Raw genomic sequence first — 23,412 nt, 5'->3', positions numbered from 1 at the left:
CAGCCACTTTGTGCCGGCAGTGCCAGACGGTATGTGCGCCTCCTGCGAATGTGCATATGCACAAGATGCACGCGCTGGCCAGCGTCGTTTGGGGCGAGGGGAGCCGCCCCGCGATCCATTTGGCGCCGGATGTCGCGCACTGTTTCTTAGGTTGTTTTGCAGCGCTAGGGAAAACCACTATCGCAGTAAACCGCCACGGACGGCGTGAGTAAGAGTTCAGTCAGTTTCGCTATCCAGAATCGCCGCACACATTCCAAAAGCAAACCAGGAGACAGGCGATGCAGGATGGATTGGTAGGAAAAATCGAGGCGCATCCGAAATATGCGCAACTCAAACAGCGACGCAACAAGCTCGGAATCGTTCTGACAGTGCTGATGCTTGCTGTGTACTACGGTTACATCGCGCTGATCGCGTTCGATAAGGCGTTTCTCGCCAAGCCCGTGGGTACAGGTGTGATGAGCGTGGGCGTGCCCGTCGGTATGGCGGTCATCATCTTCACGGTCGTCATTACCGGCATCTACGTGCGCCGGGCCAACAGCGAATACGATCAACTGACGCAGGACATCCTGAAGGACGTCGCCAAATGAAGAAGATGCTTTCGATCCTGCTGGTGGCGCTACTGGCCGCTGGCGCCTGCGGAGCAGCTCTGGCTGCCGGCGGCGATGTCGGACAGACCGCCAAGCAGGAAACCAACACCACGGCCATCGTGCTGTTCGCAGTGTTCGTGGCCGGCACGCTGTGGATTACGAAGTGGGCTGCCAAGCGTACGCGCTCCGCGGCAGACTTCTATACGGCGGGCGGCGGTATCACCGGTTTCCAGAATGGCCTGGCCATCTCGGGCGACTACATGTCGGCAGCGTCCTTCCTGGGCATCTCCGCGGCCGTGATGACCTCCGGCTACGACGGCCTGATCTACTCCATCGGCTTTCTGGTCGGCTGGCCGATCATCACGTTCCTGATGGCCGAGCGGCTGCGCAACCTCGGCAAGTTCACCTTTGCGGACGTGGCAGGCTACCGGTTTGAGCAAGGCCCCATCCGCAGCTTTGCCGCAGTTGGCACGCTGGTGGTGGTGGCGTTCTATCTGATTGCTCAGATGGTCGGTGCAGGCCAGCTCATCAAGCTGCTGTTCGGGCTGGATTACTGGATCGCGGTGGTCATCGTCGGCGCGCTGATGATGGTCTATGTGCTCTTCGGCGGTATGACCGCAACCACCTGGGTGCAGATCATCAAGGCGTGCATGCTGCTGGCCGGCGTGACCTTCATGGCGATCATGGTGATGGCGCAGTACGGCTTCAGCTTTGAAGCGCTGTTCGCCAAGGCCGTGCAGGTCAAGACGGCCATTGCAGCCAATGCAGGCAAATCGCCCGATGAGGCTGCCAAGATCGGTCTGTCTGTGATGGCGCCGGGCGGCTTCATCAAGGATCCGATCTCGGCCATCTCGTTCGGCATGGCGCTGATGTTTGGCACCGCTGGTCTGCCGCACATCCTGATGCGTTTCTTCACGGTGCCCGATGCCAAGGAAGCACGCAAATCGGTCTTCTGGGCAACCACCTGGATCGGCTACTTCTACATCCTGATCTTCATCATCGGCTTTGGTGCGATCACGCTGGTGTTGACGAACCCTGAGCTGTCCGACGTGGCCAAGGGCATCATCAAGGGCGGTGCGGGCACGGCCAACATGGCAGCCGTGCTGGTGGCCAAGACGGTGGGCGGCGATGTGTTCTACGGCTTCATCTCGGCCGTGGCCTTTGCCACGATTCTGGCGGTGGTGGCGGGGCTCACGCTGTCCGGTGCCTCGGCGGTGTCGCATGATCTTTACGCCACGGTCTTCAAGAACGGCAAGGCCAACAGCGCAGATGAACTCAAGGTGTCGCGCATCACCACGCTGGTGCTCGGTGTGATTGCTGTGTTGCTCGGCATCGCTTTCGAGAAACAGAACATCGCGTTCATGGTGTCGCTGGCGTTTGCAGTTGCGGCGTCGGCCAACTTCCCGGTGTTGTTCCTCTCGATGCTGTGGAAGGGCTGCACCACGCGTGGTGCGGTCATTGGCGGGTTCCTGGGGCTGATCTCGTCGGTGGGTCTGACGATCGTTTCGCCGTCGGTGTGGGAAGCCACGCTTGGCTATCCGAAGGGCTCGGCGTGGTTCCCGTACACGTCGCCCGCGTTGTTCTCGATGACGATCGGCTTCGTGGGCGTGTGGCTGTTCTCGGTGCTGGACAGCAGCGTTCGCGCCAAGAACGAGAAGGCGTCGTTTGCCGCGCAGCAGGTTCGCTCGGAAACGGGCCTCGGTGCGGCTGGCGCGTCGGGCCACTGATCGGCCACTGGCCACGCTGATCGAAGGCGGGTGACGCATTGCATCGCCCGCCTTCAAGGCAACCATGCCCGGCGCTTTCAACTTCACTGTCTGGCCGTTCGATTGCCTCAACCAGGACGAGCAGCGCCTGGTGCTTGATGCCGTCGACATCGGCTATTACCCGGAAGGGCAGATCATCCTCGATACGGGCGCAGCACCGCTGCACCTGTTCCTGATCATCAAAGGGCACGTCGCCCAGTATGACGGCGACGAGCTGATCGCCACCTACGGCCCCGACGATTGCTTTGACGGCCGAGCGCTGGTGGCCGGCAAGGCAAGCAGCCGCTTCGTCGCTGCTGAAGAAGTGGTGGTCTATCAGGTGGCACGTCAGGCGGTGCGTGACCTCATTGCCGCCAACGCCACCTTTGGCGCGCTGCTTTTTTCCGATCTCGGCAGCAAGCTCAGCGCCATCGCACAGCGGCAGAGCATGGAGACGATGCAGTCGCTGGCCGTCTCTCGCGTGAGCGATGCCTTCATCCGGCCCGCCCATTTTGTGGATGCCGACACGGACGTGGTTTCCGTGGTCAAGCTGTTCCAAGCACATAACACCTCGAACGTGCTCGTGGGTGACGGCACGAGCAGCCCGCCGCGCGTGGGCATCTTCACACGCAGTTCGTTGCAGCGCGCCGTCCTGCAAGACACACCGCTGGATCGTCTGCCGGTAGGGCAGATGAGTCAGTTCTCGCTCATCACCGTCCCAGCCTCGGCGCAGATCGGCGACGCCCTGACGCTGATGCTGCGCCATCGCGTGCACCGGCTGGTCGTCACGCACGGAGATGAGATTCTCGGTTTGCTGGAATCACTGGATGTGTTCAGCTTCCTGGCCAACCACTCGTATCTGCTGACCGTGCAGATCAACCTGGCGCAGGACTTGGACGGGCTTGCGCAGGTGGCCGCGCAGATCACCCGGATGGTCGCGCTGCTTACACGTGGCGGCTCGCGCATTGACCACGTCGCCAGCCTCGTGCGCGAAATCAACGCGCGACTGTTTGAACGCGCCTGGCAGATGATCGCGCCACCGGAACTGGTGGCAAACAGTTGCCTGTTCGTCATGGGAAGCGAGGGGCGTGGCGAGCAACTGCTCAAGACCGATCAGGACAACGCGCTGGTGCTGCGCGATGGTTATGTGCCTCCCGCTGATCTGCAGCGCATCGTCTCGCGCTTCTCCGATGCACTAGCCGCGTTCGGCTACCCGCCTTGCCCTGGCGGCATCATGCTCAGCCGGCCCGAGTGGTGCATGAATGCGAGCGACTTCGCGCGGCGCATTCGCGAATGGCTGATCCTGCCGAGCTCCGAAGGGTTGATGCATCTGGCAATCTTCTTCGATGCCCATGCGGTGTGCGGCGATGCCGCCTTGCTCAAACAATTGCGGCGGACGTTGCTGGAGCTGACGATCGACAATGACGCCGTACTTGGCCGCTTTGCCGCTGCCGTTGAAGCCTTCAGTGCCGCTCCGGGCTGGCGCGATCGCCTGCTCGGGTTTGGCGATCCCGATCCGGTGCTCGATGTGAAGAAGGAGGGCATCTTCCCGATTGTCCACGGGGTGCGCAGCCTTGCGCTGGCCCACCAAGTGCTCGACGAGACCGGCACCGTGCCGCGTCTGGATGCACTGGTGCGCGCCGAGGCCCTCGACGCGCACATGGCTGCCGAGTTGAGCGAGAGCCTGCACTTCCTGATGACGCTGCGGCTCAAGGCCGGGCTGGCCGAGATCGATGCGCATCAACCGGTGTCGTGCGACGTGCATCTGGCGAGCCTGTCATCGCTGGAGCGTGATCTGCTCAAGGATGCGCTGAGCGCCGTCAAACGGTTCAAGGCGCTGCTGCGGCAGCGCTGGCGGACCGAGTGGATGTGAACATGAGCGAGCAGTCATGAATGGACGGCTCTCCGACTGGCTGCAGGCACGGCAAAGGCGGCGCCAGTTGCGCAAGTTGCGCGATCCGGCGTTCCGCTTCCTCTTCGAGGCACCGCCCCCAGATGAGTGGGTCGCGCTCGATTGCGAGACCACAGGCCTGAACGTGCGCACCGACGAGATCATCTCCATCGGTGCCGTCCGTATCGCCGGCAATCGCATTCTGACCAGCCAGCGCCTGGAGTTGCTGATCCGGCCACGGGGCGAGATGCACGCAGATAGCATCTGCGTGCATCGTCTGCGCAACCGCGACCTGGACAGCGGTGTATCGATCGAGCAGGCCGTCCATGCACTGCTGCACTTTATCGGCAGCAGGCCATTGGTGGGTTACTACCTTGAGTTCGATGTGGCGATGCTCAATCGGGTGGTGGTGCCCATGCTTGGCATCGGCTTGCCGCAGTCCAAGATTGAAGTTTCCGCCTTGTATTACGACTATCAGTTCCGGCAGCTACCGCCGTATCGGCAACAGGGCGACCCTGATCTGGACCTGCGCTTCGCCACTGTCATGAAGGGATTGGATTTGCCGACCTGGGACGCGCACGACGCGCTTAACGACGCGGTAATGGCCGCGTTGGCCTTCGTGAAGCTGCGCCATCTGGGTGCCGCGTAACTTGCGGGTGTCAGATTGACGGCGGAGGGGACGATTCCGACGAGGCTTCGCGCTGCGCCGTTTCGTCGTCTTGCGCGGCCGCATCCGCAGCGCGGTTGGTGTGCCAGGCATAGAGCACTGTAATCAGCACATAAACGATGGGCGCACCCTGCGCGCCGACCCAGTAGGCGAATGTCCAGTCCGAGTTGAAAAAGTGCGTCGACAGGTCACGCGCAAAGAACGCGACCACGAATGTCACCACAAACCACACCGCGAGCAGCGCTGCGATCCAACGCATGTTGGCGATCCAGCGGCGGCGTGCCGGAGTTCCGGGCGTGATGCTCATGCGTTGGCTTCCTCGCCTGGCGAGCAGCGATGCAGCGTGATGCGAAAGCGCGCCCCCGCCAGCCGCGGCGATGCCTGATACACGTTGTCGAGCACCTCGATGTCGCCGCCGTGTTGCTGCACGATCTCGCGCACGATGGCCAGGCCCAACCCGCTGCCCTCGGCCTGCGTGCCAAGAATGCGGTAGAAGCGCTGCATCACGCGTTCGCGCTCGGCCGCGGGGATGCCGGGGCCGGTGTCATCCACATCGATGAAGACGAACGGTTCGAACGGCGCGGTGGTCACGCGCACGGTGACATGTCCGCCGTCGGGCGTGTAGCGGATCGCGTTGTCGAGCAGGTTGTTGAGCATCTCGGCGAGCATCGTTGCATTGCCCGAAATCGTGACCGGCGGCCCAGGCTCTTCAAAGCCGAGGTCGATCTGCTTGGCCCACGCCTTGGGCAGCCACTCGGCCACCACCTGGCGTGACAGCGCGCAGATATCCAGCGGCACTAGACCGTCGGTCGCGCCCATGTTTTCCATGCGCGCCAGCGAAAGCAGCTGCTTCACGAGGTGCGCGGTGCGATCCGAGCTGTCGGCGATATGCGCGAGCGTGCGGCGCAGCTCATCGGGCGATTGTTCGCGCTGTGCCAGCTCTGCCTGCATGCGCAGACCCGCCAGCGGCGTCTTCATCTGATGCGCGGCGTCTGCGATGAAGCGCTTCTGCGTGTGCACCGATTGCTCCAGCCGCCCGAGCAGGTCATTGAACGACGCCACCAGCGGCGTCAGCTCCTGCGGCGCGGCGCCTTCGTCGATAGGGCTGGTGTCGCCCGGGTTACGCGCGCGGATGCGCTCCTGAATCGCATTGAGCGGCGCCAGCCCGCGCGTGAGGCCAAACCACACCAGGATCACCGCCAACGGCAGGATGACGAACTGCGGCAGGATCACGCCCTTGATGATTTCGTTCGCGAGTTGCGCGCGCTTGTCGAGCGTTTCCGCCACCTGCACCAGCGCAGGTTTGTCGCCGGAGCCTGGCCGCTGCACGAACGTATAGGCAACGCGAATCTCAGCGCCGTGGATGTGGTCGTCGCGCAGCTGCACGAGGCCACCGGCGTTGGCGTCTTCCTCGGGCGGCAGCGGGAGGTCGCGGTCACCGGAGACAAACTCGCCGTTCGTGCCGAGCACTTGGTAGTAGATGTTGTCGGTTTCGTCCGCGCGCAAAATCTCGCGCGCCGAGATCGGCAGTTGCAGTGTCACGCGCCCATTCACCTCGCGCAGTTGCTGGCTGAGCACGATCGCGCTCGATTCCAGCGCGCGGTCGTATGGCGCATTCGCAATCGACTTGGCCACCAGGTACGTCACCGCAATGCTCATCGGCCACAGCAACAGCAGCGGCGCTAGCATCCAGTCGAGAATTTCGCCGAAGAGGGATCGGGCGACGGGCCGCGTGGCGTCGTCTTCGAGGTGGGGGAGGGTGTCGGTGAGGTCGCCCCCGTCATCGGGGCCCCCGGCCTCGGGCGCCGCGTCGGCACGTTCGCGCAGCGACGCGCGATGCCGACGCCACGGCCAGGCCAGCCGATCACCCATGGGCAGCCGTCGCGGTTGTCGTCGGGGTGGCCATGCGTTCCAAGCAATAGCCCAGTCCGCGCACGGTAGCGATGCGGATGCCTTCCACCTCGATCTTCTTGCGCAGCCGGTGGATGTAGACCTCGATGGCGTTGTTGCTGACTTCTTCGCCCCAGCCGCACAGGTGGTCGACCAGTTGCTCCTTCGACACCAGGCGACCGACGCGCGCCAGCAGAATCTCCAGCAGCCCGATCTCACGCGCCGACAGTTCCACCACCTGATCATGGATATAGGCAATGCGCCCGACTTGGTCGAACGCCAGCGGCCCATGGCGAACGAGCGTAGCGCCACCGCCCGTGCCCCGGCGCACCAGCGCACGCACGCGTGCTTCCAGTTCGGACAGCGCGAAGGGCTTGGCCATGTAATCGTCGGCACCAAGGTCCAGTCCCTTGACGCGTTCTTCCACACTGTCGGCGGCGGTCAGTATCAGCACCGGCAGCATCGCCCCGCGCGAGCGCAGGCGCTTGAGGACCTCCAGCCCGGACATACGCGGCAGGCCCACGTCGAGAATCAGCAGGTCATAGGTTTGGGCCGTTTGCGCGGACAGCGCCGCGTCGGCAGTCGCCCCATCGGAGGCTTGGTCGACGGCATAACCCGCTTGGCGTAGCGAGCGTGTGAGCCCGTCAGCCAGCGTGGCGTCGTCTTCGGCAATCAGGATGCGCATGCGTGTCTCCCCGCGATGCCGGGCAAGATGTCTTGCCCATCCCGCCCGCTACATTGTTTTCGCGCGACATGTGTTCTGGAGACTTGTCAAAACCACTGGTTTTTTATACAGTACTCCGAATTCGCGGTGCTGTAGTCTTGGCGGCGCTAAAGTCATGGAATGGGTCGTGTCGGGGCAATCACGCTGCGGCCCGTTATTGCAGGCAACCGCTGGAATCGCAAGCCCTTGCGGCCCATTTATACACCAATTTGCACGAAGGACGACCATGGAAGACGGTAAGAAGGCAGCCGCAATGAGCGCAGAAAAGCAGAAGGCGCTGGCTGCCGCGCTCGCGCAGATCGAAAAGCAGTTCGGCAAGGGCTCCATCATGAAGATGGGCGACGCCGAGGTCGAGCCGGTCCAAGTCGTGTCGACAGGTTCGTTGGGGTTGGACGTGGCGCTGGGCGTTGGTGGCTTGCCGCGCGGCCGCGTAGTGGAAATCTACGGTCCGGAATCGTCGGGTAAAACTACCCTGACACTGCAGGTGGTTGCCGAGATGCAGAAGCTGGGCGGCACTTGCGCCTTCATCGATGCGGAACATGCTCTAGACGTCACTTATGCCGACAAGATTGGCGTGAGCGTGCCGGACCTGCTGATCTCCCAACCGGACACGGGTGAACAAGCTCTGGAAATTGCCGACGCGCTGGTTCGGTCGGGCTCGGTTGATCTGATCGTCATCGACTCGGTGGCTGCTCTGGTGCCAAAGGCTGAAATTGAAGGCGAAATGGGCGACGCGTTGCCCGGCCTGCAGGCCCGCCTGATGAGCCAGGCACTGCGCAAGCTGACCGGCACCATCAAGAAGACCAATTGCATGGTCATCTTCATCAACCAGATCCGCATGAAGATCGGCGTGATGTTCGGCTCGCCGGAAACCACCACGGGTGGTAACGCACTCAAGTTCTACGCTTCGGTGCGTCTGGACATCCGCCGCATCGGCTCGATCAAGAAGGGCGACGAGGTGGTCGGCAACGAGACCAAGGTCAAGGTCGTCAAGAACAAGGTGGCGCCGCCGTTCCGCGAAGCCATCTTCGACATCCTCTACGGCCAGGGCGTGTCGCGCGAGGGCGAAATCATCGACCTCGGCGTGGAAGCCAAGATCGTTGAGAAGTCCGGCGCCTGGTACAGCTACGGCGGCGAGCGCATCGGCCAAGGCCGTGACAACTGCCGTGAATACCTGCGCGAGAACCCCGACCTCGCCCGCGACATCGAGAACAAGGTCCGCGAAGCACTGGGCGTGACGCCGATGGGCGCCGTCGCAGTGGCCGAGACCGTCGGAGAAGAGTAATTGGGTTGGCCGTCGGCACAGATCGACGGCTCTATCGAGCTTCATACGCCTGCCGTCCCCCAACGGTGGGCGTTTTCTTTTTGAGCCTGAAACCGTATGCCGTTGCCGCGCCCACCGTTATCGCTGAAGGCACGCGCGCTGGGCTATCTGTCTCGGCGCGAGCACAGCCGCGTCGAACTGCGCCGTAAGTTGGTGCCGCACGCCGAGTCTGCCGAGGAGGTCGACGCGCTGCTGGATTGGCTGGAAGGCGAAAACTGGCTCTCCAACACGCGCTTTGCTGAAAGCATGGTGCACCGCCGCGCGGGCCGCTACGGTACAGCGCGCTTGATGCAGGAGTTGAAGACGCATCAGCTTGGCGCAGAGACGCTGGGCGAGGTCAAGGCGCAACTGCAAAGCACGGAAGCAGCCCGGGCCAAAGCCCTGTGGGAAAAACGCTTCGGCCGCCCACCGGCCGACTTGGCCGAACGTGCCAAGCAGGTGCGATACATGATGGCGCGTGGATTCTCCCGTTCCGTGGTGTCGCGCATCATCGCAGGGGCGCATGAACTGCTGGAAGATGGCGACGAACCCGCCTGAACGCCGCCGATCTCGCCACAATTCGCGCCGAACAATTCTCTTGTGTGCGGATCGTGTCGGTTGCACCTCCCCCGGTTGTTGCAACCGCTTTCACACTGCGTTGCAGCACGCGACCAGTCTGGTCGTGACGACGTGTTAAAATTCGAGTCTTTGGTACCGTCCTTCATCTCAATTGCCGGACGGTAGTGTTCGTGTGTGGCGGCTGATGCGCTGCTGCATATGTCCCGTAGGCGATGCGCGAGATCCGCGTGCGCCGCCTCCATCGGTCCTATCGGTCTGTCTGGTCCATGCCTCTGTCTGCCCCCGTCCCGCGCGTCATGCGCCACCGCCGTGCCATCACGGTGGAGGCCTATTTGCGGGAAGACGGCTTGTGGGACATCGAAGCGCGCCTGACCGACACAAAACCACGTGACATCCCCCTGGCCAGCGGCGGCGTGCGCCCCGAGGGCCAGCCGCTGCATGACCTGTGGCTGCGCGTGACGATCGATACCCGCATGAACGTCGTGGATGCCGAAGCGTGTTCCGACTGGGTGCCGTACCCCACACATTGCGACACGATTGGCCCCGCCTACCGGAAGCTCATCGGCCTGAACCTGATGAAGGGATTTCGAAAGGCCTCGCGTGAGAGACTCGGCGGCGTGGCGGGCTGTACGCACCTGACCGAGCTGTGCGGTGTGCTTCCGACCGCCGCCATCCAGGCCTTCGCGGGCGACGTTTTCCCGGTGCGTGATAACTCTACCGACCTCCGGCCCGTCGAGCCTGGCGAGAAGCCGCCTTATCAACTCCACGGCTGCCATGCCCTGCATCTTGAGGGCGAGGTGGTCCGCAAGCATTACCCGCGCTGGTTTGCATACCAGCCCGAAGCCAAGATCCAACCGCCACCCACCGAACTGTCGCCTGAGCCCTCGTCCTGAAGGGCACCGCGCTGTTCGCGTTTTCAATACTCATCACACTCACTCTGCCTAGCAAAGGAAACACGCATGAATATCCATGAGTACCAAGGCAAGGAAATCCTGCGCAAATACAATGTGCCGGTTCCGCGCGGCATTCCGGCCTTCTCGGTCGACGAGGCCATCAAGGCTGCTGAAACCCTGGGCGGCCCGGTGTGGGTCGTGAAGGCACAGATTCATGCGGGTGGCCGTGGTAAGGGCGGCGGCGTGAAGGTTGCCAAGAGCATGGACCAGGTCAAGGAATACGCCAGCAGCATCCTGGGCATGACGCTGGTGACGCACCAGACCGGTCCGGAAGGCAAGCTGGTCAAGCGCCTGCTGATCGAAGAAGGCGCGGACATCAAGAAAGAACTGTATGTGTCGCTCGTGGTGGACCGCGTGTCGCAGCAGGTCGCGCTGATGGCCTCGAGCGAAGGCGGCATGGACATCGAAGAAGTCGCCGAATCGCATCCGGAAAAGATCCACACGCTGCTGATCGATCCGCAAGCCGGCCTGCAAGACGCTCAGGCTGACGACATCGCTCGCAAGATCGGCGTGCCCGACGCGAGCCTGGCACAAGCCCGCCAAGCCCTGCAAGGCCTGTACAAGGCATTCTGGGAAACCGACGCTTCGCAAGCTGAAATCAACCCGCTGATCCTGACCGGCGACGGCAAGGTCATCGCGCTGGACGCCAAGTTCAACTTCGACTCGAACGCGCTGTTCCGTCACCCGGAAATCGTGGCTTACCGCGATCTGGATGAAGAAGATCCGGCCGAAATCGAAGCCTCGAAGTTCGACCTGGCCTACATCTCGCTGGACGGCAACATCGGCTGCCTGGTGAACGGCGCCGGTCTGGCCATGGCCACGATGGACACCATCAAGCTGTTCGGCGGCGAGCCGGCCAACTTCCTCGACGTGGGCGGCGGCGCCACCACCGAGAAGGTGACCGAAGCCTTCAAGCTGATGCTGAAGAACCCGGACGTGAAGGCCATTCTGGTCAACATCTTCGGCGGCATCATGCGTTGCGACGTGATCGCCGAAGGCGTGATCGCCGCGGCGAAGGCTGTGTCGCTGTCGGTGCCGCTGGTTGTGCGCATGAAGGGCACGAACGAAGATCTCGGCAAGAAGATGCTGGCCGACTCGGGTCTGCCCATCATCGCGGCAGACACGATGGCAGAGGCCGCCGAGAAGGTCGTGGCCGCAGCCGCCGGCAAGTAAGCCGCCCGCTGACCCAACCATACGCGAACGCGAGCGGCGCCCGTTGAACATGACGGCGCGGCTCGCTGCATAAAAGGATTACAGCATGTCGATTCTGATCAACAAAGACACCAAGGTCATCACCCAGGGGATCACCGGCAAGACCGGCCAGTTCCACACCCGCGGCTGCCGCGACTACGCCAACGGCAAGAACGCCTTCGTGGCAGGCGTGAACCCGAAGAAGGCCGGCGAAGACTTCGAAGGCATCCCCATCTACGCAACCGTCAAGGATGCAAAGGCGCAAACCGGCGCAACCGTGTCGGTGATCTACGTGCCGCCCGCAGGCGCTGCGGATGCAATCTGGGAAGCCGTTGAGGCCGAACTGGATCTGGTGGTTTGCATCACCGAAGGCATCCCCGTGCGCGACATGATGATGGTCAAGGACAAGATGCGTAAGGCCGGCAGCAAGACGCTGCTGCTGGGCCCGAACTGCCCGGGCCTGATCACGCCGGACGAAATCAAGATCGGCATCATGCCGGGTCACATCCACCGCAAGGGCCGCATCGGCGTGGTGTCGCGCTCGGGCACGCTGACGTACGAAGCCGTGGGCCAGCTCACCGCGCTGGGCCTGGGCCAATCGTCGGCAGTCGGTATCGGCGGCGACCCGATCAACGGCCTGAAGCACATCGACGTGATGAAGATGTTCAACGACGATCCGGAAACGGACGCCGTGGTCATGATCGGTGAGATCGGCGGTCCGGACGAAGCCAACGCGGCTTACTGGATCAAGGACAACATGAAGAAGCCGGTGGTGGGCTTCATCGCTGGCGTGACCGCGCCTCCGGGCAAGCGCATGGGCCACGCCGGCGCGCTGATCTCGGGTGGTGCCGACACCGCGCAAGCGAAGCTGGACATCATGGAAGAATGCGGCATCAAGACCACCAAGAACCCGTCGGAAATGGCACGTCTGCTCAAGGCGATGCTGTAATCGGCAAGGTTTGAGGTTGTGCGAGAACGGGAGGCCTGGCCTCCCGTTTTTGTTTGGTCGCGACGCAGCATGCGATCCAGGCACGACATGTGTATAAGCGGACAAGAGGCTGCACACCGGCTCACTGCAAGCCAACCCCAAGGACATCTTCGAAAACGCTATGGCGCTCACCTCAAGCGCATTCTGGTTCGCACTTGGCTCCATCATCCTGACCAACATCGTGCTGTCGGGCGACAACGCGGTCGTCATCGCGCTGGCTGCGCGCAACCTGCCCAAGCGCCAGCAGAAACAGGCCATTTTCTGGGGCAGCGCCTGCGCCATTGTGCTGCGCGTGGTGTTGACCGTGCTGGCCGTTAAGCTGCTTGCGCTGCCGTATCTGAAAACGATTGGCGCGCTGCTGTTGCTCTACATCGGCGTGAAGCTGCTCACGGAAGCTGAAAACGAAGCCTCCGGAGACCACCGCCAGCGAGTTGGCCTGTGGCCTGCCATTCAGACCATCCTCGTCGCCGACTTTGTGATGTCGCTTGATAACGTCGTCGCCGTGGCCGCCGCGGCGGAGAAAGGGCCGCCAGGCACGACGTTCCTGTTGCTCGTGCTGGGGCTTGGTTTGTCGGTGCCGTTGATCGTATTCGGCAGCACGCTGCTGGTGGGGGTCATGGCGCGCTTTCCGGTGATCATCACGCTGGGGGCGGCGCTACTTGGATACCTTGCCGGCGACATGCTCGTCACTGATCCGATTGACGCGGCGTGGTTTGAGCGCGCGGTGCCGTATGCGGATCTGGTGGTTGGGTGTGTTGGGGCGCTGCTGGTGGTGTGTGTGGGCTGGTGGCTCAGCCGGCGCGCGTTGCGCCAAGCCTAGTTCGAACGATTCCCCACGAAAGTAGGTGATGACGGGTTCTGTCCGAAATTATGTCAAGAACGGTCAGATTTGCGCCTGAATTCCCACCAAAGTGCGCCAGTTTTTGCCTAGATACACAATGTGTGCCTTGGCATAGTCCCTGCGGGTGGCCTCCCCACAACAAAATGCCTTTTGGGGAGAGGTCATGGGCTTCAAGCACAGCAAGGGAAGAAGACGTCGGGCGGCCGGATTTACGCTGATCGAACTGATGATCGTGGTGGCGATTGTTGGGATTCTGGCGGCGATTGCGCTGCCTGCCTACAACAACTACATGATCAAGTCGAAGTTGACCGAGGCAACAACGACGTTGGACGCGGCACGGGTTGCGGTCAACGAGGCGTACTCATCCAATAACGGCGTCTTTCCGAGTGCAAGTTCGCCGCCCATCATTACGCAGGCTGTGGCTAGCAACGCCCAGTATGTGACCGGCATCAAATACAACAACCCCGGAACGAGTTCCGGCGTCGGCGTCGTCGTGACGCTTGGTAACACGGGTAACGCCCAAATCGATGGTCACTACCTGGGGATGTTCGGTACTGGCAAGGCTGATGGGACGGTGGTGTGGACTTGCGCGACCGCGCAAACAGCAAATGACTCCGCTTCCGGAGCGGCCGTGCAATCCATGTATCCATATCTACCGGCGGCGTGTCAGAACTGACAGCAGCAGAAAAACGAAGGTCGACGCGGCTTCACATGTGTTTTGGCGCGGGCAGCGGGTGTGTAACTCGTTGCCCGCGTTGCTTTTGAATTGCAGGCCACAAGGACGCGAGCCTAGCGACGGGAGCCCGTTCAAAAGCGTAGCAATGCGGAAGCCATTATTGTGCGCCGAGAATCACAAAACTAACGACTTCTGTCACGATGTGTCAATAATTGTCATTCGATATTGCCCACAGTTGTCCATCGTGGGTGCATTTTCCGGGCTAGAACGTAGGTTTGGACTTGGCACGATCCCTGCTCTACCTCGACCGCTTCACCTTTAACCAAACATCCGGGGGATTTTATGAAGTCGATGCGTCTCAACAAGCGTGTCCAGAAGGGTTTCACGCTGATCGAACTGATGATCGTGGTCGCGATCGTCGGTATCCTGGCTGCCATTGCGCTGCCGGCATACAACAACTACATGATCAAGTCGAAGCTGACGGAAGCGACGACGCTGCTGGATTCGACGCGCTCGGCGATTTCGGAAGCATATGCGTCTAACGGATTGGCGTTCCCGGCCAGCGCCCCGTTCTCAACGGCGACGCCGACGAACACTAAGTACATTAATAACTCGGGGATCGTTTACTACCCGAAAAATGGTACTGCCTCAACGGTCTCGGTGATTCTGACGATTGCCAGTACGGGCAATACCAACGCCGACACTCATATGCTGGCTTTGTTTGGCACGGGTGGCGCTGATGGCACCGTTGCCTGGGTTTGCGGGACAGCCAAGACCGCGACCGACGTCAACCCGCAAAAAGATACAGTGCTGTTCCCTTACCTGCCGGCATCTTGCCAGAACTGATGGTCTTCGTTTTGCTCTCGCCAATAGCCTGAACTGGTTGGTGGGTTGAAGGGCAAAAATACAAGGGCGCCTTCGGGCGCCCTTTGCTTTGCTTCAACCAAATGTGGATACGCTTCTAAGTCCAATGTTCCAGTACAGTTCACTAATGTTGTGGGGGTTGCTTCAAACCTTCACTTCTTTCTTTCCAGTCTTCCCGTTTTCGCGAATGTTCCGATCTCGTGTTCTGTTCCTGCTGCTTTGGTTTGCCCTTGCAGTGTGCGGCGCCGTGCCCTACCTGGTCGCGTTGCACACGCTTCCAATGCCAACGTTCTATTCCGAATTCGCGACGGGCGTTTGCTGGGCTGCCTCAGCGGTCGTCGTACTTGCTTTGACCTGGGGCAGCAAGACGGGACTTCCCAAGGTTGCACTTGCGCCGCTTGCGTTGATTGCGGTCTTGTTTGTGCAGCTTGCAGTTGCGCCGCCACTGAACCCGTTCATGTCGCTGGCCGCGACGGTTTTCCTGTTGGGGGCAGCGGCAGCTTGCGTCTTGGGGGCACGCTGTCGCAGCTTTCCCTTTGTGCTGGAGGCGTTGGCGCTGGGTTTGATTCTGGGCGGGTTGGTGACGGTCGCGATTGAGTTGCTGCAGTTGTTTCGTGTGCCAAATTCCTGGCCAATGTTGCTCGCACTAGAGCCGGGTGGCAGTGAGCGTCGCATGTGGGGCAACATGAATCAGCCCAATCATGTGGCGTCGTATCTTGCCTTTGGCTTGGCAGCTTGTACATTCATTGCATCCAAGTTCCGGCGCACCTGGATCCTGTTCGCGGTCATTGCTTTCGCGCTGATGCTGGGGATGTCCCTGACTGTCTCGCGGGTAACGTGGCTGTACGTCGCTGTGATTGGCGGTCTCGGCGGTTTGCAGTGGACGACTGGTCAGCGTGGACCGCAACGATGGCTGAAGGCATGTGTGCCACTCGTAACGCTGGTGCTGGTTTACCAAATCTGCAACTGGCTGGTCTCATATGCCAACATCCTCTGGCATTTAGACTTGCCGACGTCACTCGGCGAGCGCATGCAGCAAGGTGTTGGGCTGCGGCCGTTGCTTTGGAAGCACGCGTGGCATATGTTGCTGGCGCACCCGTGGCTCGGCGGCGGCTGGGGTGACTACGCTTGGAATCAGTACGTGCAAACCGACACACTCGGCCACGTCGAGATGTCGCTCAACGCGCACAACATTGTTCTGGACCAATTGGCGAAGGTCGGTTTGCTCGGTTTGCTCGCCATCGCGCTGCCATTGCTAAGTTTCGCGTGGAGCCTGCGAAAGCGAAAGCTGACGCCTGCATTGGCATTTCTGCTCACCATCGTTCTCGTGATAGGTGCGCACTCGATGGTCGAGTACCCACTGCACTACGCATTCTTTCTGCTCCCATGCGCGTTTGCGTTGGGTTATGTGGACGAACGGAACTTGCGCGTGCCGTCTGCGAGCATGACCTGGACAGCAACCGCTGCTATTACTGTTGTTAGCGCTGCGCTGATGTCGCATCTCTGGGGTGACTATAAGGCGGTGGAACGCCTTCACTATGCCCCCGATGGTATGCAAAAAGAGATCGCCCTTTACAGTCAGCATGGGCCGACGCTCCTGCTGCCCTACGAGCACTTGGCAATGGCGTTTCACTTTAACGTCGTGCCGGACATGGCATCGTCGCTTGCGAAGCTGGAACTCCAGGCCATGCAGTTTTATCCTGGTTCGGCGACTGTCCAGCGCTACGCGCTAGCATTGGCGTATCTTGGTAAGACGGACGAGGCGATGGTGCATGTCCGCCGTATGCACAATCACTACTGGACCAACTATGCTGAACAGTCATGGCTGTTCACGCAGGCTTGTGACAAGCATGGTGAGGACAAGCTCAAAACATTTTGCACTCGGCTCCGAGCCGAAAATCTGCTTGTGCCGGCGGCAAAACCATCGGTTGAAAAAGCGCCCTCCGCATCGCAATAGTTGAAGCGCCCTTTGGGCGCTTTCTTATTGGGAAAATCAAAAATCGTTGCGCTTTGTATGAGGCTGCATCTGTTCGCTTAGTCTTCTTCCTCTCAAGTGCCAAAAGAGGTTGGCAGTTGAATTTCAGAAATAACAACAGAGGAGAAGTAAATGCGTTTGAAGTACCGTGCCGGTAAGCAAGCTCAAATGGGTTTTACCTTGATTGAACTGATGATCGTCGTTGCCATCGTCGGCATTCTGGCGTCATTCGCAGTGCCGGCCTATCAGGACTACATGAGTCGCTCACGCGTGACAGAAGGTTTGGCTCTGGCAGCTGGCGCCAAGACCATCGTGGCGGAGAATGCCGTGATGGGTAACTCGGGACTAGCACATGGCTATACGCCTGCTTCAGTGCCGACGGCCAATGTGAAAGCAAAAGGAGTCACGATCGACAATGATAATGGGGAAATCAGCATTGAATATGGGGCGCGTGTTGCAAAAGACGGTGCCAACGTTCTGGTGTTGAAGCCCACATCGGGTGGCACTGCTTTGGCGAGTGGAGTGCGTCCTAATGGTCCAATTCATTGGGACTGCTACGCGGCTGGGAAGACAGCAGTAGATGTAGCGGGCCCAATTGATGGGAAAGCGACACTCCCTAATAATATTGCCCCTGCGGATTGCAGTTAGTTTCCCGCATTAAAAAAGAGCGTCTCCGTGACGCTCTTCTTGTTGGGGCAAGGGGTTGGTTAAACCGCCACCCAATCCCCCGACTTCCCCCCATGCTTTTCCAGTAGCCGCACATCCCCAATCACCATCCCCCGATCCACAGCCTTGCACATATCGTAGATCGTCAGCAGCCCCACCTGCACCGCAGTCAGCGCTTCCATTTCCACGCCGGTCTGTCCACGCGTCTCGGCACGAACGGTGCAGCGGACGGTTTGCTCAGCCTCATCCAGCACAAACTCCACCCCCACCTTCGTCAACGCCAGCGGATGACACAATGGAATCAAATCCGACGTCCGCTTGGACCCCTGGATGGCCGCAACGCGCGCAATCCCGAGCACATCGCCCTTCTTGGCGTTGCCGTCGCGCACCAGCGCAAACGTCTCGGGCAGCATGCGGATCGTGCCAGTGGCCACGGCCACCCGGTGGGTAACGGCCTTGTCGCCGACGTCGACCATATGGGCTTGTCCGGCGGAATCGAAGTGGGTGAGTTGCGACATGAGTGACAGCGCGTTTTGCGGGGCAGGGTACGAAGCGTTTTATGATAGCAAGCACCCGGCTTGCGGCGATGTAGCCGCGCTGATTCCGCTCTCCGTGCTTTCCGTATGACGCTTTCACTTTTTCGGCCGCGCGTCCGCAAGCTGACGGCTGCTGTGCTGTTGTCGACATGGCTGACGCCGCTGCCATTGCCCGTGCTGGGCCAGGCGGTGGCGTCCGCGCCTGCGGCCTCGGTCAACCCGGGCTTAGGTTCCGCTGCCGATCAGGTGCAAAGCAACCTGAATCGCAGCGTGCAGATCGGCCGGCAGTCACCGTATTTGCCGAAGGAGCCGGCTGTTATTGACGCGCCGACGTACGAGTTGCCCGATATGGGTGATCCGTCGACAGCGTCGTTGTCGCCCGAGATGGAGCGCCGCCTGGGCGACCGTGTGATGCGCCAGATACGCCGCGATCCGGACTTCGTGCCCGACCCGCTGATCACCGATTACCTCAATACCATTGGCTACAAGCTGATCGATGCGGCGCGCCGTCAGCACGTGGCGGGCAGCACGTCGGCGTCGAGCTTTGAGCTGTTCGCCGTGCGTGATCCGGGAATCAATGCGTTTGCGTTGCCGGGCGGCTACATCGGCGTGAACACGGGTACGTTGGTCGCGACCGAGAGTGAATCGGAGCTGGCCTCGGTGCTCGGTCACGAAATCGGGCACGTGCTGCAGCGGCATATTGCGCGCGGCATCGATAAATCCGGCGAGTCGATGTGGATTGCGCTGGCGTCGATTCTGTTGGCCGGCCTGGCAGCCACCAAAAGCGGTGACGCCGCGCAGGCGCTGGCGATGGGCGGGCAGGCGGCGGCAGTATCGAACCAGCTCGCCTTCTCGCGCGGCGCGGAGCGCGAGGCAGACCGCGTAGGCTTCACGTTGCTTACCGGCGCTGGCTACAACCCGGACGGCATGCCGGACTTCTTTCGTCGTCTGCAGCGCGTGACGAACATTGCCGATACCGGCGTGATTCCCGGTTATGCGCGCACCCACCCGCTGACCGGCGAACGTATCGCCGACATGGAGGACCGCGCACGAGGCTTGCCGCATCCGCGCCAGCCGCATCGGCCAGAATTTGGTTTTGCGAAGGTGCGCGCGCGCGTGCTGCAGGAAACGTCCACAAGCGCTTATATCGACGTGCGTAATGCGATGCGCTCGCAATTGTCGTCGGCACCGGATGCGCCCGTCGAGAAGCGCGCGGCGCTCTGGTACGGCGTGGCCGTCGCCAACCAGATGGCCGGGCGGCTGGATGACGCTGAGCAGGCGCTGCAGGAGGCGCGACGCCTGTACGGCAACATTCCCGGCATCACGTCGGGCAGCGTCGAGCTGGATGTGACGGCCATCGAGTTGGCACGCGCTCGTGACCGTGCATCCGAAGCGCTGACGTTGGCACGCGCGGCGCTCGTTGCGTATCCGCTGTCACGCGCGGTGGGCATCACCTATGCGCAAACGCTGCTGACGGCCGGCCGGGCCGATGACGCGATTCCGTATCTGAAAGACAAGACCCGCGAAGACACCACCCAGCCGATCTGGTGGGACATGCTCGCCCGTGCCTATGCCGACAAGGGCAAGCGCGTTGAGCAGCATCGTGCGCTGGCGGAGAAATACGCGCGGGATGGGGCGTGGGAATCGGCAGTGGAGCAACTGAAGCTCGCCCGCGATGCGGGAGATGCGGATTTCTACACGCTATCCGAAGTGGATGCGCGCCTGCACCAGATGGAACGTCAATACCGGGAAGAGAAGGCGGAAGACAAGGCGTTGCCGAAGTAGGGCGGGTGGGCCAGCGGGCGCTATTCCGCGGGCCGGGTCACGAAGCCATAGCGCTTTGCAACCTCCGTGCTCGCAATTGGCTCAATGTCGAACGTCCGATCCCCCAGCGTCAACGTACCCAGTGCGGCTCCGCATGCGTCTCCGTGCCATTGGGCCAAGGATGAGAACGGCTCCAGGTCATGATCGTGCAGCAGCGCAATCGTCTCTTCTGCTTCGCAGCCGCCCACGCGGCCCGAGAGCAGCACGCTGCCTTGTTCATCGACAAAACAGTCGCCGGGTGAGAATGCGGCGCCGGTGGTTGTGGTGAACGCTGGCGGCGCGCCGTCGGCTGACAGCCGCACCACCCACGGCGTGTAATCGAGTCCGACAAACACTCGCTGCGGCCCGTTCTGGAAGAACCAGCGCCCCGCATCGTCATGCGCATAGTTGCGCACGATGAAATCGACGAGCGCCGCGTGGCGGATCGGCTCACCGGATAGGTTGTTGGCCTGCGCATATTCGTTGCGCATGCGCCATTGGCCCCGCCGATCCAGCGCCAGCCAGCCAAAGCAGTTCGGCACGTTCGGCCACTTGGCCATGGCCTGGCGGACGATGTCATCCATGGGCGTCTTCCGCGTTGGTTTGGCGGCCCAAAACGTCATCGAAAAAGCGCAGGACTCGGGCGGGCATCCAGTCGACGCGGCCTGTCTTGCCATGGCGCACCAGGAAGCCGACATGGCCGCCGTGCAGCGGCTGGTCCAGCGTGATATCGGGTGACACGTCGGCGGGGCCGGGCAGGTGCTGTCCGGGCAGGAACGGATCGTTGCGAGCGTTCAGCACCAGCGCGGGCACGCGTACCTCGCGCAGCACGGGTTTGGATGAAGCGCGTGTCCAGTAGTCGAGCACGTCGCGAAAACCGTGCAGCGGGGCGGTGACAAGATTGTCGAACTGCCCCAGCGTGCGCGTGGCCATCATGGCGGCGCGGTCGTACAGGCCTGGGTGCTGGTCGAGCTTGGCGTTGGCCTTGTCCTTGAGCGTGCGCAGGAACATGCGCGTGTAGACCATGTTGAAGCCCTTGGACAACGCTGCGCCGCCCGCTCGCATGTCCAGCGGCGCAGACACCGTCGCAACCGCGCTCACGTAGCGCGCATCGGTACCATGTTCGCCCAGGTAGCGCAGCAGCGCGTTGCCGCCCAGCGAGATGCCGACGACCAGCAGCTTGCGGCCCTGCGGCTGGCAAACCGTCCGATAAAGGCGTTCGAGGATCCACGCGATCTCAGCGCCGTCTCCACAGTGATACATGCGCGGCGCAAGGTTCATCTCGCCCGAGCAACCGCGAAAGTGCGGAATGACCCCCAGCCAGCGGCGCGCGCGCAGCGCATCCATCAGCAGCCGCGCGTAATGGCTGCGCGAATCGCCCTCCAGGCCATGAAACATGACGACGAGCGGCGCGTGCGCATCCGTTTCATGCGTGGTCCAGTCGAGGTCGATGAAGTCGTGGTCGGGCGTGTCCCAGCGTTCGCGCCGATACGTAATGCGCGGAAAGCGCCACAGGCGCGCGGGCACGATCGTCTGCGCGTTGCCGCCGATCAGCCACCACGGCGAGCGGAACGCATGCGGCTCGAACGACCCTGCAAGCAGGGCGCCCAGATTCAGTTCAAGGGGAGTGGCGTGGCGAGACGGGTGGGTCATCGAGAGAGACGGCAGCCACGCCAAGCGCGGCAGCTTAGTGCAGAGAGTGCGTAACGCTGGCGATGGAGGCGGCCACGCGTTCTTCGGCGGCCTGGCTGGAATGCACGTGGGCGATACGCCAGCCTTCGTGGTTCTGCATCAGTACGTACGTCGTGTGCACGTACAGGTCGGCCTCGGTGGCGGTGGCCGAGAAGCGTAGCGCTTCCGTGGCTTCGAAGATCGATACGCCCAGCGACGAATGCACCTGCTGCGAGAGGCATTCGATCCAGACCGGGTTCTTCTCGACCAGCGCATCAAGGCAGCCGCGCAGTTGCTCGTGGCCGTTCAGGCGCTGGCCATCCGGCAGGATGAAGCTCACCGAGTCCTCATCGAGCCACAGCTTGAGCGCGCCATCGGCATCGCGGCGCTTGAGCGCATCGCGATAGGCTTCGAGGATGTCCTCGGCGGCTTCGAACAGGCGGGCAAATCGTGGCATGGCGGTGAACGTTAAGGAGAGCGTATTACTGCGGCTGCAGCAGCCGGCGCAATTCATGAAACACCATCTCGGGACCGATGTCGCGCAGGCAGCGCAAGTGGCCCAGCGGGCATTCGCGCGCAAAGCACGGGCTGCACTCCAGATGGAGCCACATGATACTCGCAGCGGGCGACAGCGGCGGCGTGTGGCGCGGGTCGCTGGAGCCGAATACGGCCACCTGTGGGCGCCCTAGGGCAGCGGTCACGTGCATCAGGCCGGAATCGTTGCAGATGGCGGCTTCGGCGCGGGCGAGCAGCTCGATGGCTTCGTCCAGCGAGGTCTCGCCGCACAGGTTGCGCACGAACGGCGCGCGCTCGACGATGGCGTTGGCCATCTCGCGGTCCTTGCCCGAACCGAGCGCGACGATCTGCGCATACGGGAACGAGCGGCGCAGCATCTGCGCAAGCTCTGCAAAGTGTTCGGCAGGCCAACGCTTGGCGGGGCCGTATTCCGCGCCCGGGCAGAAGGCAATCAGCCGCGCGTTGCCCGGAATGCCGAACTTGGCCGAGGTGGCGGCCACCCGCTGCACATCAATGTCGAGCTTGGGGTCGGGCAGGGTGTCGGGCAGCTTGGCGTGGGGCTTGAAAGCCAGCGCCGCGTAGTGCTGCACCATCGGCGGACGCGCGTTCTTGGGCGGATTCGGATAGCGCACGTTCAGCACGCCCAGGCGCGACTCGCCCTTGTAGCCGATGCGCAGCGGAATGCCGGCCAGCCACGGGATCAGCGCGCTCTTGAACGAGTTCGGCAGCACGTACGCTGCGTCAAAGGTTTCGCCTTTGAGCTGCTGGGCGAACATCGTGCGGCTGCCGAGCTGCAGCTTGCCGTGGGCGAGTTCGGTCGGCAGCACGCGCGCGATCTCGGGCATGCGCGCGAGCACGGGCGCGACCCATTTTGGGGCGATGGCGTGGATCTGCGCGCGCGGGTGCCGCGCCTTGAGCTGCGCGAACAGCGGCTGCGCCATCAGCGCATCACCGATCCAATTGGGGGCGACGACGAGAATCTTGCGCATCATCGAATCGCCTGGCGAGCGCGGCGACCGGTGTACTGCAGGTGAATCGGGCTCAATGGTGGCCCTTCAGTTCAACGCCGGGGGCCAGCTTGTAGACGGTGCCGCAGTACGGGCACTTGGCCTCGCCGGTGTCAGCGATGTCGAGGAACACGCGCGGGTGGTAGTTCCAGGCCGGCGTTTTGGCGGTCGGGCAATGCAGCGGCAGGTCGTCTGCGCCGATTTCGATCGTGGGTGCGGTTTGCGAGGTCATGGTGAGTGAGGAGTGCCGGCGCGGTCTGAGCAGGTCAGCCACACCGTGATATGGGCCGCAGGTTCAAAAACCGACAAAAGCGAAATTGTAAGGGGTGGGCGCAGGCA

Annotated in this window: 24 protein-coding genes; 15 read left to right on the top strand and 9 right to left on the bottom strand. The window is 62.0% G+C overall.

Annotated features, from left to right (window positions below):
* Positions 1-278: 278 nt before the first annotated feature.
* The 4 genes from DOD19_RS12480 (at position 279) to DOD19_RS12465 (ending at position 4,872) form a co-directional block, all read left to right on the top strand.
* Positions 279-587 carry a DUF485 domain-containing protein gene (locus DOD19_RS12480; protein WP_024976570.1) on the top strand — a complete coding sequence of 103 codons (309 nt, stop codon included), beginning with the start codon at positions 279-281 and terminating at the stop codon, positions 585-587.
* Positions 584-2,314 (top strand): cation acetate symporter, encoded by a 1,731-nt coding sequence (locus DOD19_RS12475; protein WP_045203694.1) that lies wholly within the window; start codon positions 584-586, stop codon positions 2,312-2,314. Before DOD19_RS12480 ends, DOD19_RS12475 begins: the two co-directional genes overlap by 4 nt.
* 64 nt (positions 2,315-2,378) lie before the next feature.
* Positions 2,379-4,205 carry a DUF294 nucleotidyltransferase-like domain-containing protein gene (locus DOD19_RS12470; RefSeq protein ID WP_112185799.1) on the top strand — a complete coding sequence of 609 codons (1,827 nt, stop codon included), beginning with the start codon at positions 2,379-2,381 and terminating at the stop codon, positions 4,203-4,205.
* Between the two features lie 16 nt (positions 4,206-4,221).
* Entirely contained in the window at positions 4,222-4,872 is a 651-nt protein-coding gene (locus DOD19_RS12465; RefSeq protein WP_112185797.1) for a 3'-5' exonuclease, read from the top strand.
* Between the two features lie 10 nt (positions 4,873-4,882).
* Here DOD19_RS12465 and DOD19_RS12460 read toward each other — a convergent pair whose 3' ends face one another.
* From DOD19_RS12460 to DOD19_RS12450, 3 genes are read right to left on the bottom strand one after another with little or no spacing between them, the layout of a single operon-like run.
* Positions 4,883-5,197, bottom strand: a complete 315-nt coding sequence (locus tag DOD19_RS12460) for a sodium/substrate symporter small subunit (RefSeq protein ID WP_112185795.1) — start codon at positions 5,195-5,197, stop codon at positions 4,883-4,885.
* A complete protein-coding gene (locus DOD19_RS12455) occupies positions 5,194-6,762 on the bottom strand; it encodes a sensor histidine kinase (protein ID WP_112185793.1) in 1,569 nt (522 codons plus the stop codon). Before DOD19_RS12455 ends, DOD19_RS12460 begins: the two co-directional genes overlap by 4 nt.
* Positions 6,755-7,465: a response regulator transcription factor gene (locus DOD19_RS12450; protein ID WP_024976564.1), complete on the bottom strand. Its 711-nt coding sequence runs from the start codon at positions 7,463-7,465 to the stop codon at positions 6,755-6,757. The genes DOD19_RS12455 and DOD19_RS12450 overlap by 8 nt, the downstream gene beginning before the upstream one ends.
* 265 nt (positions 7,466-7,730) lie before the next feature.
* On the opposite strand from DOD19_RS12450, the gene recA reads away from it, so the two are divergent.
* The 10 genes from recA (at position 7,731) to DOD19_RS12400 (ending at position 17,522) form a co-directional block, all read left to right on the top strand.
* Positions 7,731-8,789: a recombinase RecA gene (gene recA, locus DOD19_RS12445; protein ID WP_112185791.1), complete on the top strand. Its 1,059-nt coding sequence runs from the start codon at positions 7,731-7,733 to the stop codon at positions 8,787-8,789.
* A gap of 96 nt (positions 8,790-8,885) precedes the next feature.
* Entirely contained in the window at positions 8,886-9,365 is a 480-nt protein-coding gene (gene recX, locus DOD19_RS12440; RefSeq protein WP_112185789.1) for a recombination regulator RecX, read from the top strand.
* A gap of 287 nt (positions 9,366-9,652) precedes the next feature.
* Positions 9,653-10,279 (top strand): DUF2889 domain-containing protein, encoded by a 627-nt coding sequence (locus DOD19_RS12435; RefSeq protein ID WP_112185787.1) that lies wholly within the window; start codon positions 9,653-9,655, stop codon positions 10,277-10,279.
* A 66-nt stretch (positions 10,280-10,345) separates the two neighbouring features.
* On the top strand, positions 10,346-11,512 hold the full coding sequence (sucC, locus tag DOD19_RS12430) for an ADP-forming succinate--CoA ligase subunit beta (protein WP_112185785.1): 1,167 nt from the start codon (positions 10,346-10,348) through the stop codon (positions 11,510-11,512).
* Positions 11,513-11,597: 85 nt separating this feature from the next.
* Positions 11,598-12,479: a succinate--CoA ligase subunit alpha gene (gene sucD, locus DOD19_RS12425; protein ID WP_012434934.1), complete on the top strand. Its 882-nt coding sequence runs from the start codon at positions 11,598-11,600 to the stop codon at positions 12,477-12,479.
* A 160-nt stretch (positions 12,480-12,639) separates the two neighbouring features.
* Positions 12,640-13,338: a TerC family protein gene (locus DOD19_RS12420; RefSeq protein ID WP_112185783.1), complete on the top strand. Its 699-nt coding sequence runs from the start codon at positions 12,640-12,642 to the stop codon at positions 13,336-13,338.
* 184 nt (positions 13,339-13,522) lie between these two features.
* Entirely contained in the window at positions 13,523-14,035 is a 513-nt protein-coding gene (locus tag DOD19_RS12415) for a pilin (protein ID WP_112185782.1), read from the top strand.
* A 342-nt stretch (positions 14,036-14,377) separates the two neighbouring features.
* A complete protein-coding gene (locus DOD19_RS12410) occupies positions 14,378-14,881 on the top strand; it encodes a pilin (protein ID WP_112185780.1) in 504 nt (167 codons plus the stop codon).
* A 205-nt stretch (positions 14,882-15,086) separates the two neighbouring features.
* A complete protein-coding gene (locus DOD19_RS12405) occupies positions 15,087-16,856 on the top strand; it encodes an O-antigen ligase family protein (RefSeq protein WP_112185778.1) in 1,770 nt (589 codons plus the stop codon).
* A gap of 150 nt (positions 16,857-17,006) precedes the next feature.
* Positions 17,007-17,522, top strand: coding sequence for a pilin (locus DOD19_RS12400; RefSeq protein WP_112185776.1), 516 nt, complete (start codon positions 17,007-17,009; stop codon positions 17,520-17,522).
* A gap of 59 nt (positions 17,523-17,581) precedes the next feature.
* On the opposite strand, the gene moaC is transcribed toward DOD19_RS12400, so the two are convergent.
* Positions 17,582-18,058, bottom strand: a complete 477-nt coding sequence (gene moaC / locus DOD19_RS12395) for a cyclic pyranopterin monophosphate synthase MoaC (RefSeq protein ID WP_024976554.1) — start codon at positions 18,056-18,058, stop codon at positions 17,582-17,584.
* A gap of 105 nt (positions 18,059-18,163) precedes the next feature.
* Between moaC and DOD19_RS12390 the strand changes: the two genes are divergently transcribed.
* Positions 18,164-19,861 carry a M48 family metallopeptidase gene (locus tag DOD19_RS12390; RefSeq protein WP_112185774.1) on the top strand — a complete coding sequence of 566 codons (1,698 nt, stop codon included), beginning with the start codon at positions 18,164-18,166 and terminating at the stop codon, positions 19,859-19,861.
* Between the two features lie 20 nt (positions 19,862-19,881).
* Here DOD19_RS12390 and DOD19_RS12385 read toward each other — a convergent pair whose 3' ends face one another.
* From DOD19_RS12385 to DOD19_RS12365, 5 genes are read right to left on the bottom strand one after another with little or no spacing between them, the layout of a single operon-like run.
* A complete protein-coding gene (locus DOD19_RS12385; RefSeq protein WP_024976552.1) occupies positions 19,882-20,463 on the bottom strand; it encodes a DUF2946 family protein in 582 nt (193 codons plus the stop codon).
* Positions 20,456-21,532 carry an alpha/beta fold hydrolase gene (locus DOD19_RS12380; RefSeq protein WP_112185772.1) on the bottom strand — a complete coding sequence of 359 codons (1,077 nt, stop codon included), beginning with the start codon at positions 21,530-21,532 and terminating at the stop codon, positions 20,456-20,458. Before DOD19_RS12380 ends, DOD19_RS12385 begins: the two co-directional genes overlap by 8 nt.
* A gap of 34 nt (positions 21,533-21,566) precedes the next feature.
* Positions 21,567-22,007: a nuclear transport factor 2 family protein gene (locus tag DOD19_RS12375; protein WP_024976550.1), complete on the bottom strand. Its 441-nt coding sequence runs from the start codon at positions 22,005-22,007 to the stop codon at positions 21,567-21,569.
* A gap of 25 nt (positions 22,008-22,032) precedes the next feature.
* Positions 22,033-23,058: a lipopolysaccharide heptosyltransferase II gene (gene waaF, locus DOD19_RS12370; RefSeq protein WP_112185770.1), complete on the bottom strand. Its 1,026-nt coding sequence runs from the start codon at positions 23,056-23,058 to the stop codon at positions 22,033-22,035.
* A gap of 49 nt (positions 23,059-23,107) precedes the next feature.
* Positions 23,108-23,305, bottom strand: coding sequence for a zinc-finger domain-containing protein (locus DOD19_RS12365; protein WP_024976548.1), 198 nt, complete (start codon positions 23,303-23,305; stop codon positions 23,108-23,110).
* Positions 23,306-23,412 lie beyond the last annotated feature (107 nt).

The organism is Ralstonia sp. GX3-BWBA (assembly GCF_003290055.1).
In the GTDB taxonomy this organism is placed as follows: domain Bacteria; phylum Pseudomonadota; class Gammaproteobacteria; order Burkholderiales; family Burkholderiaceae; genus Ralstonia; species Ralstonia holmesii.
The sequence above is the reverse complement of the archived record's forward strand: the minus strand, read 5'-3'. Positions and strand labels throughout refer to the sequence as shown.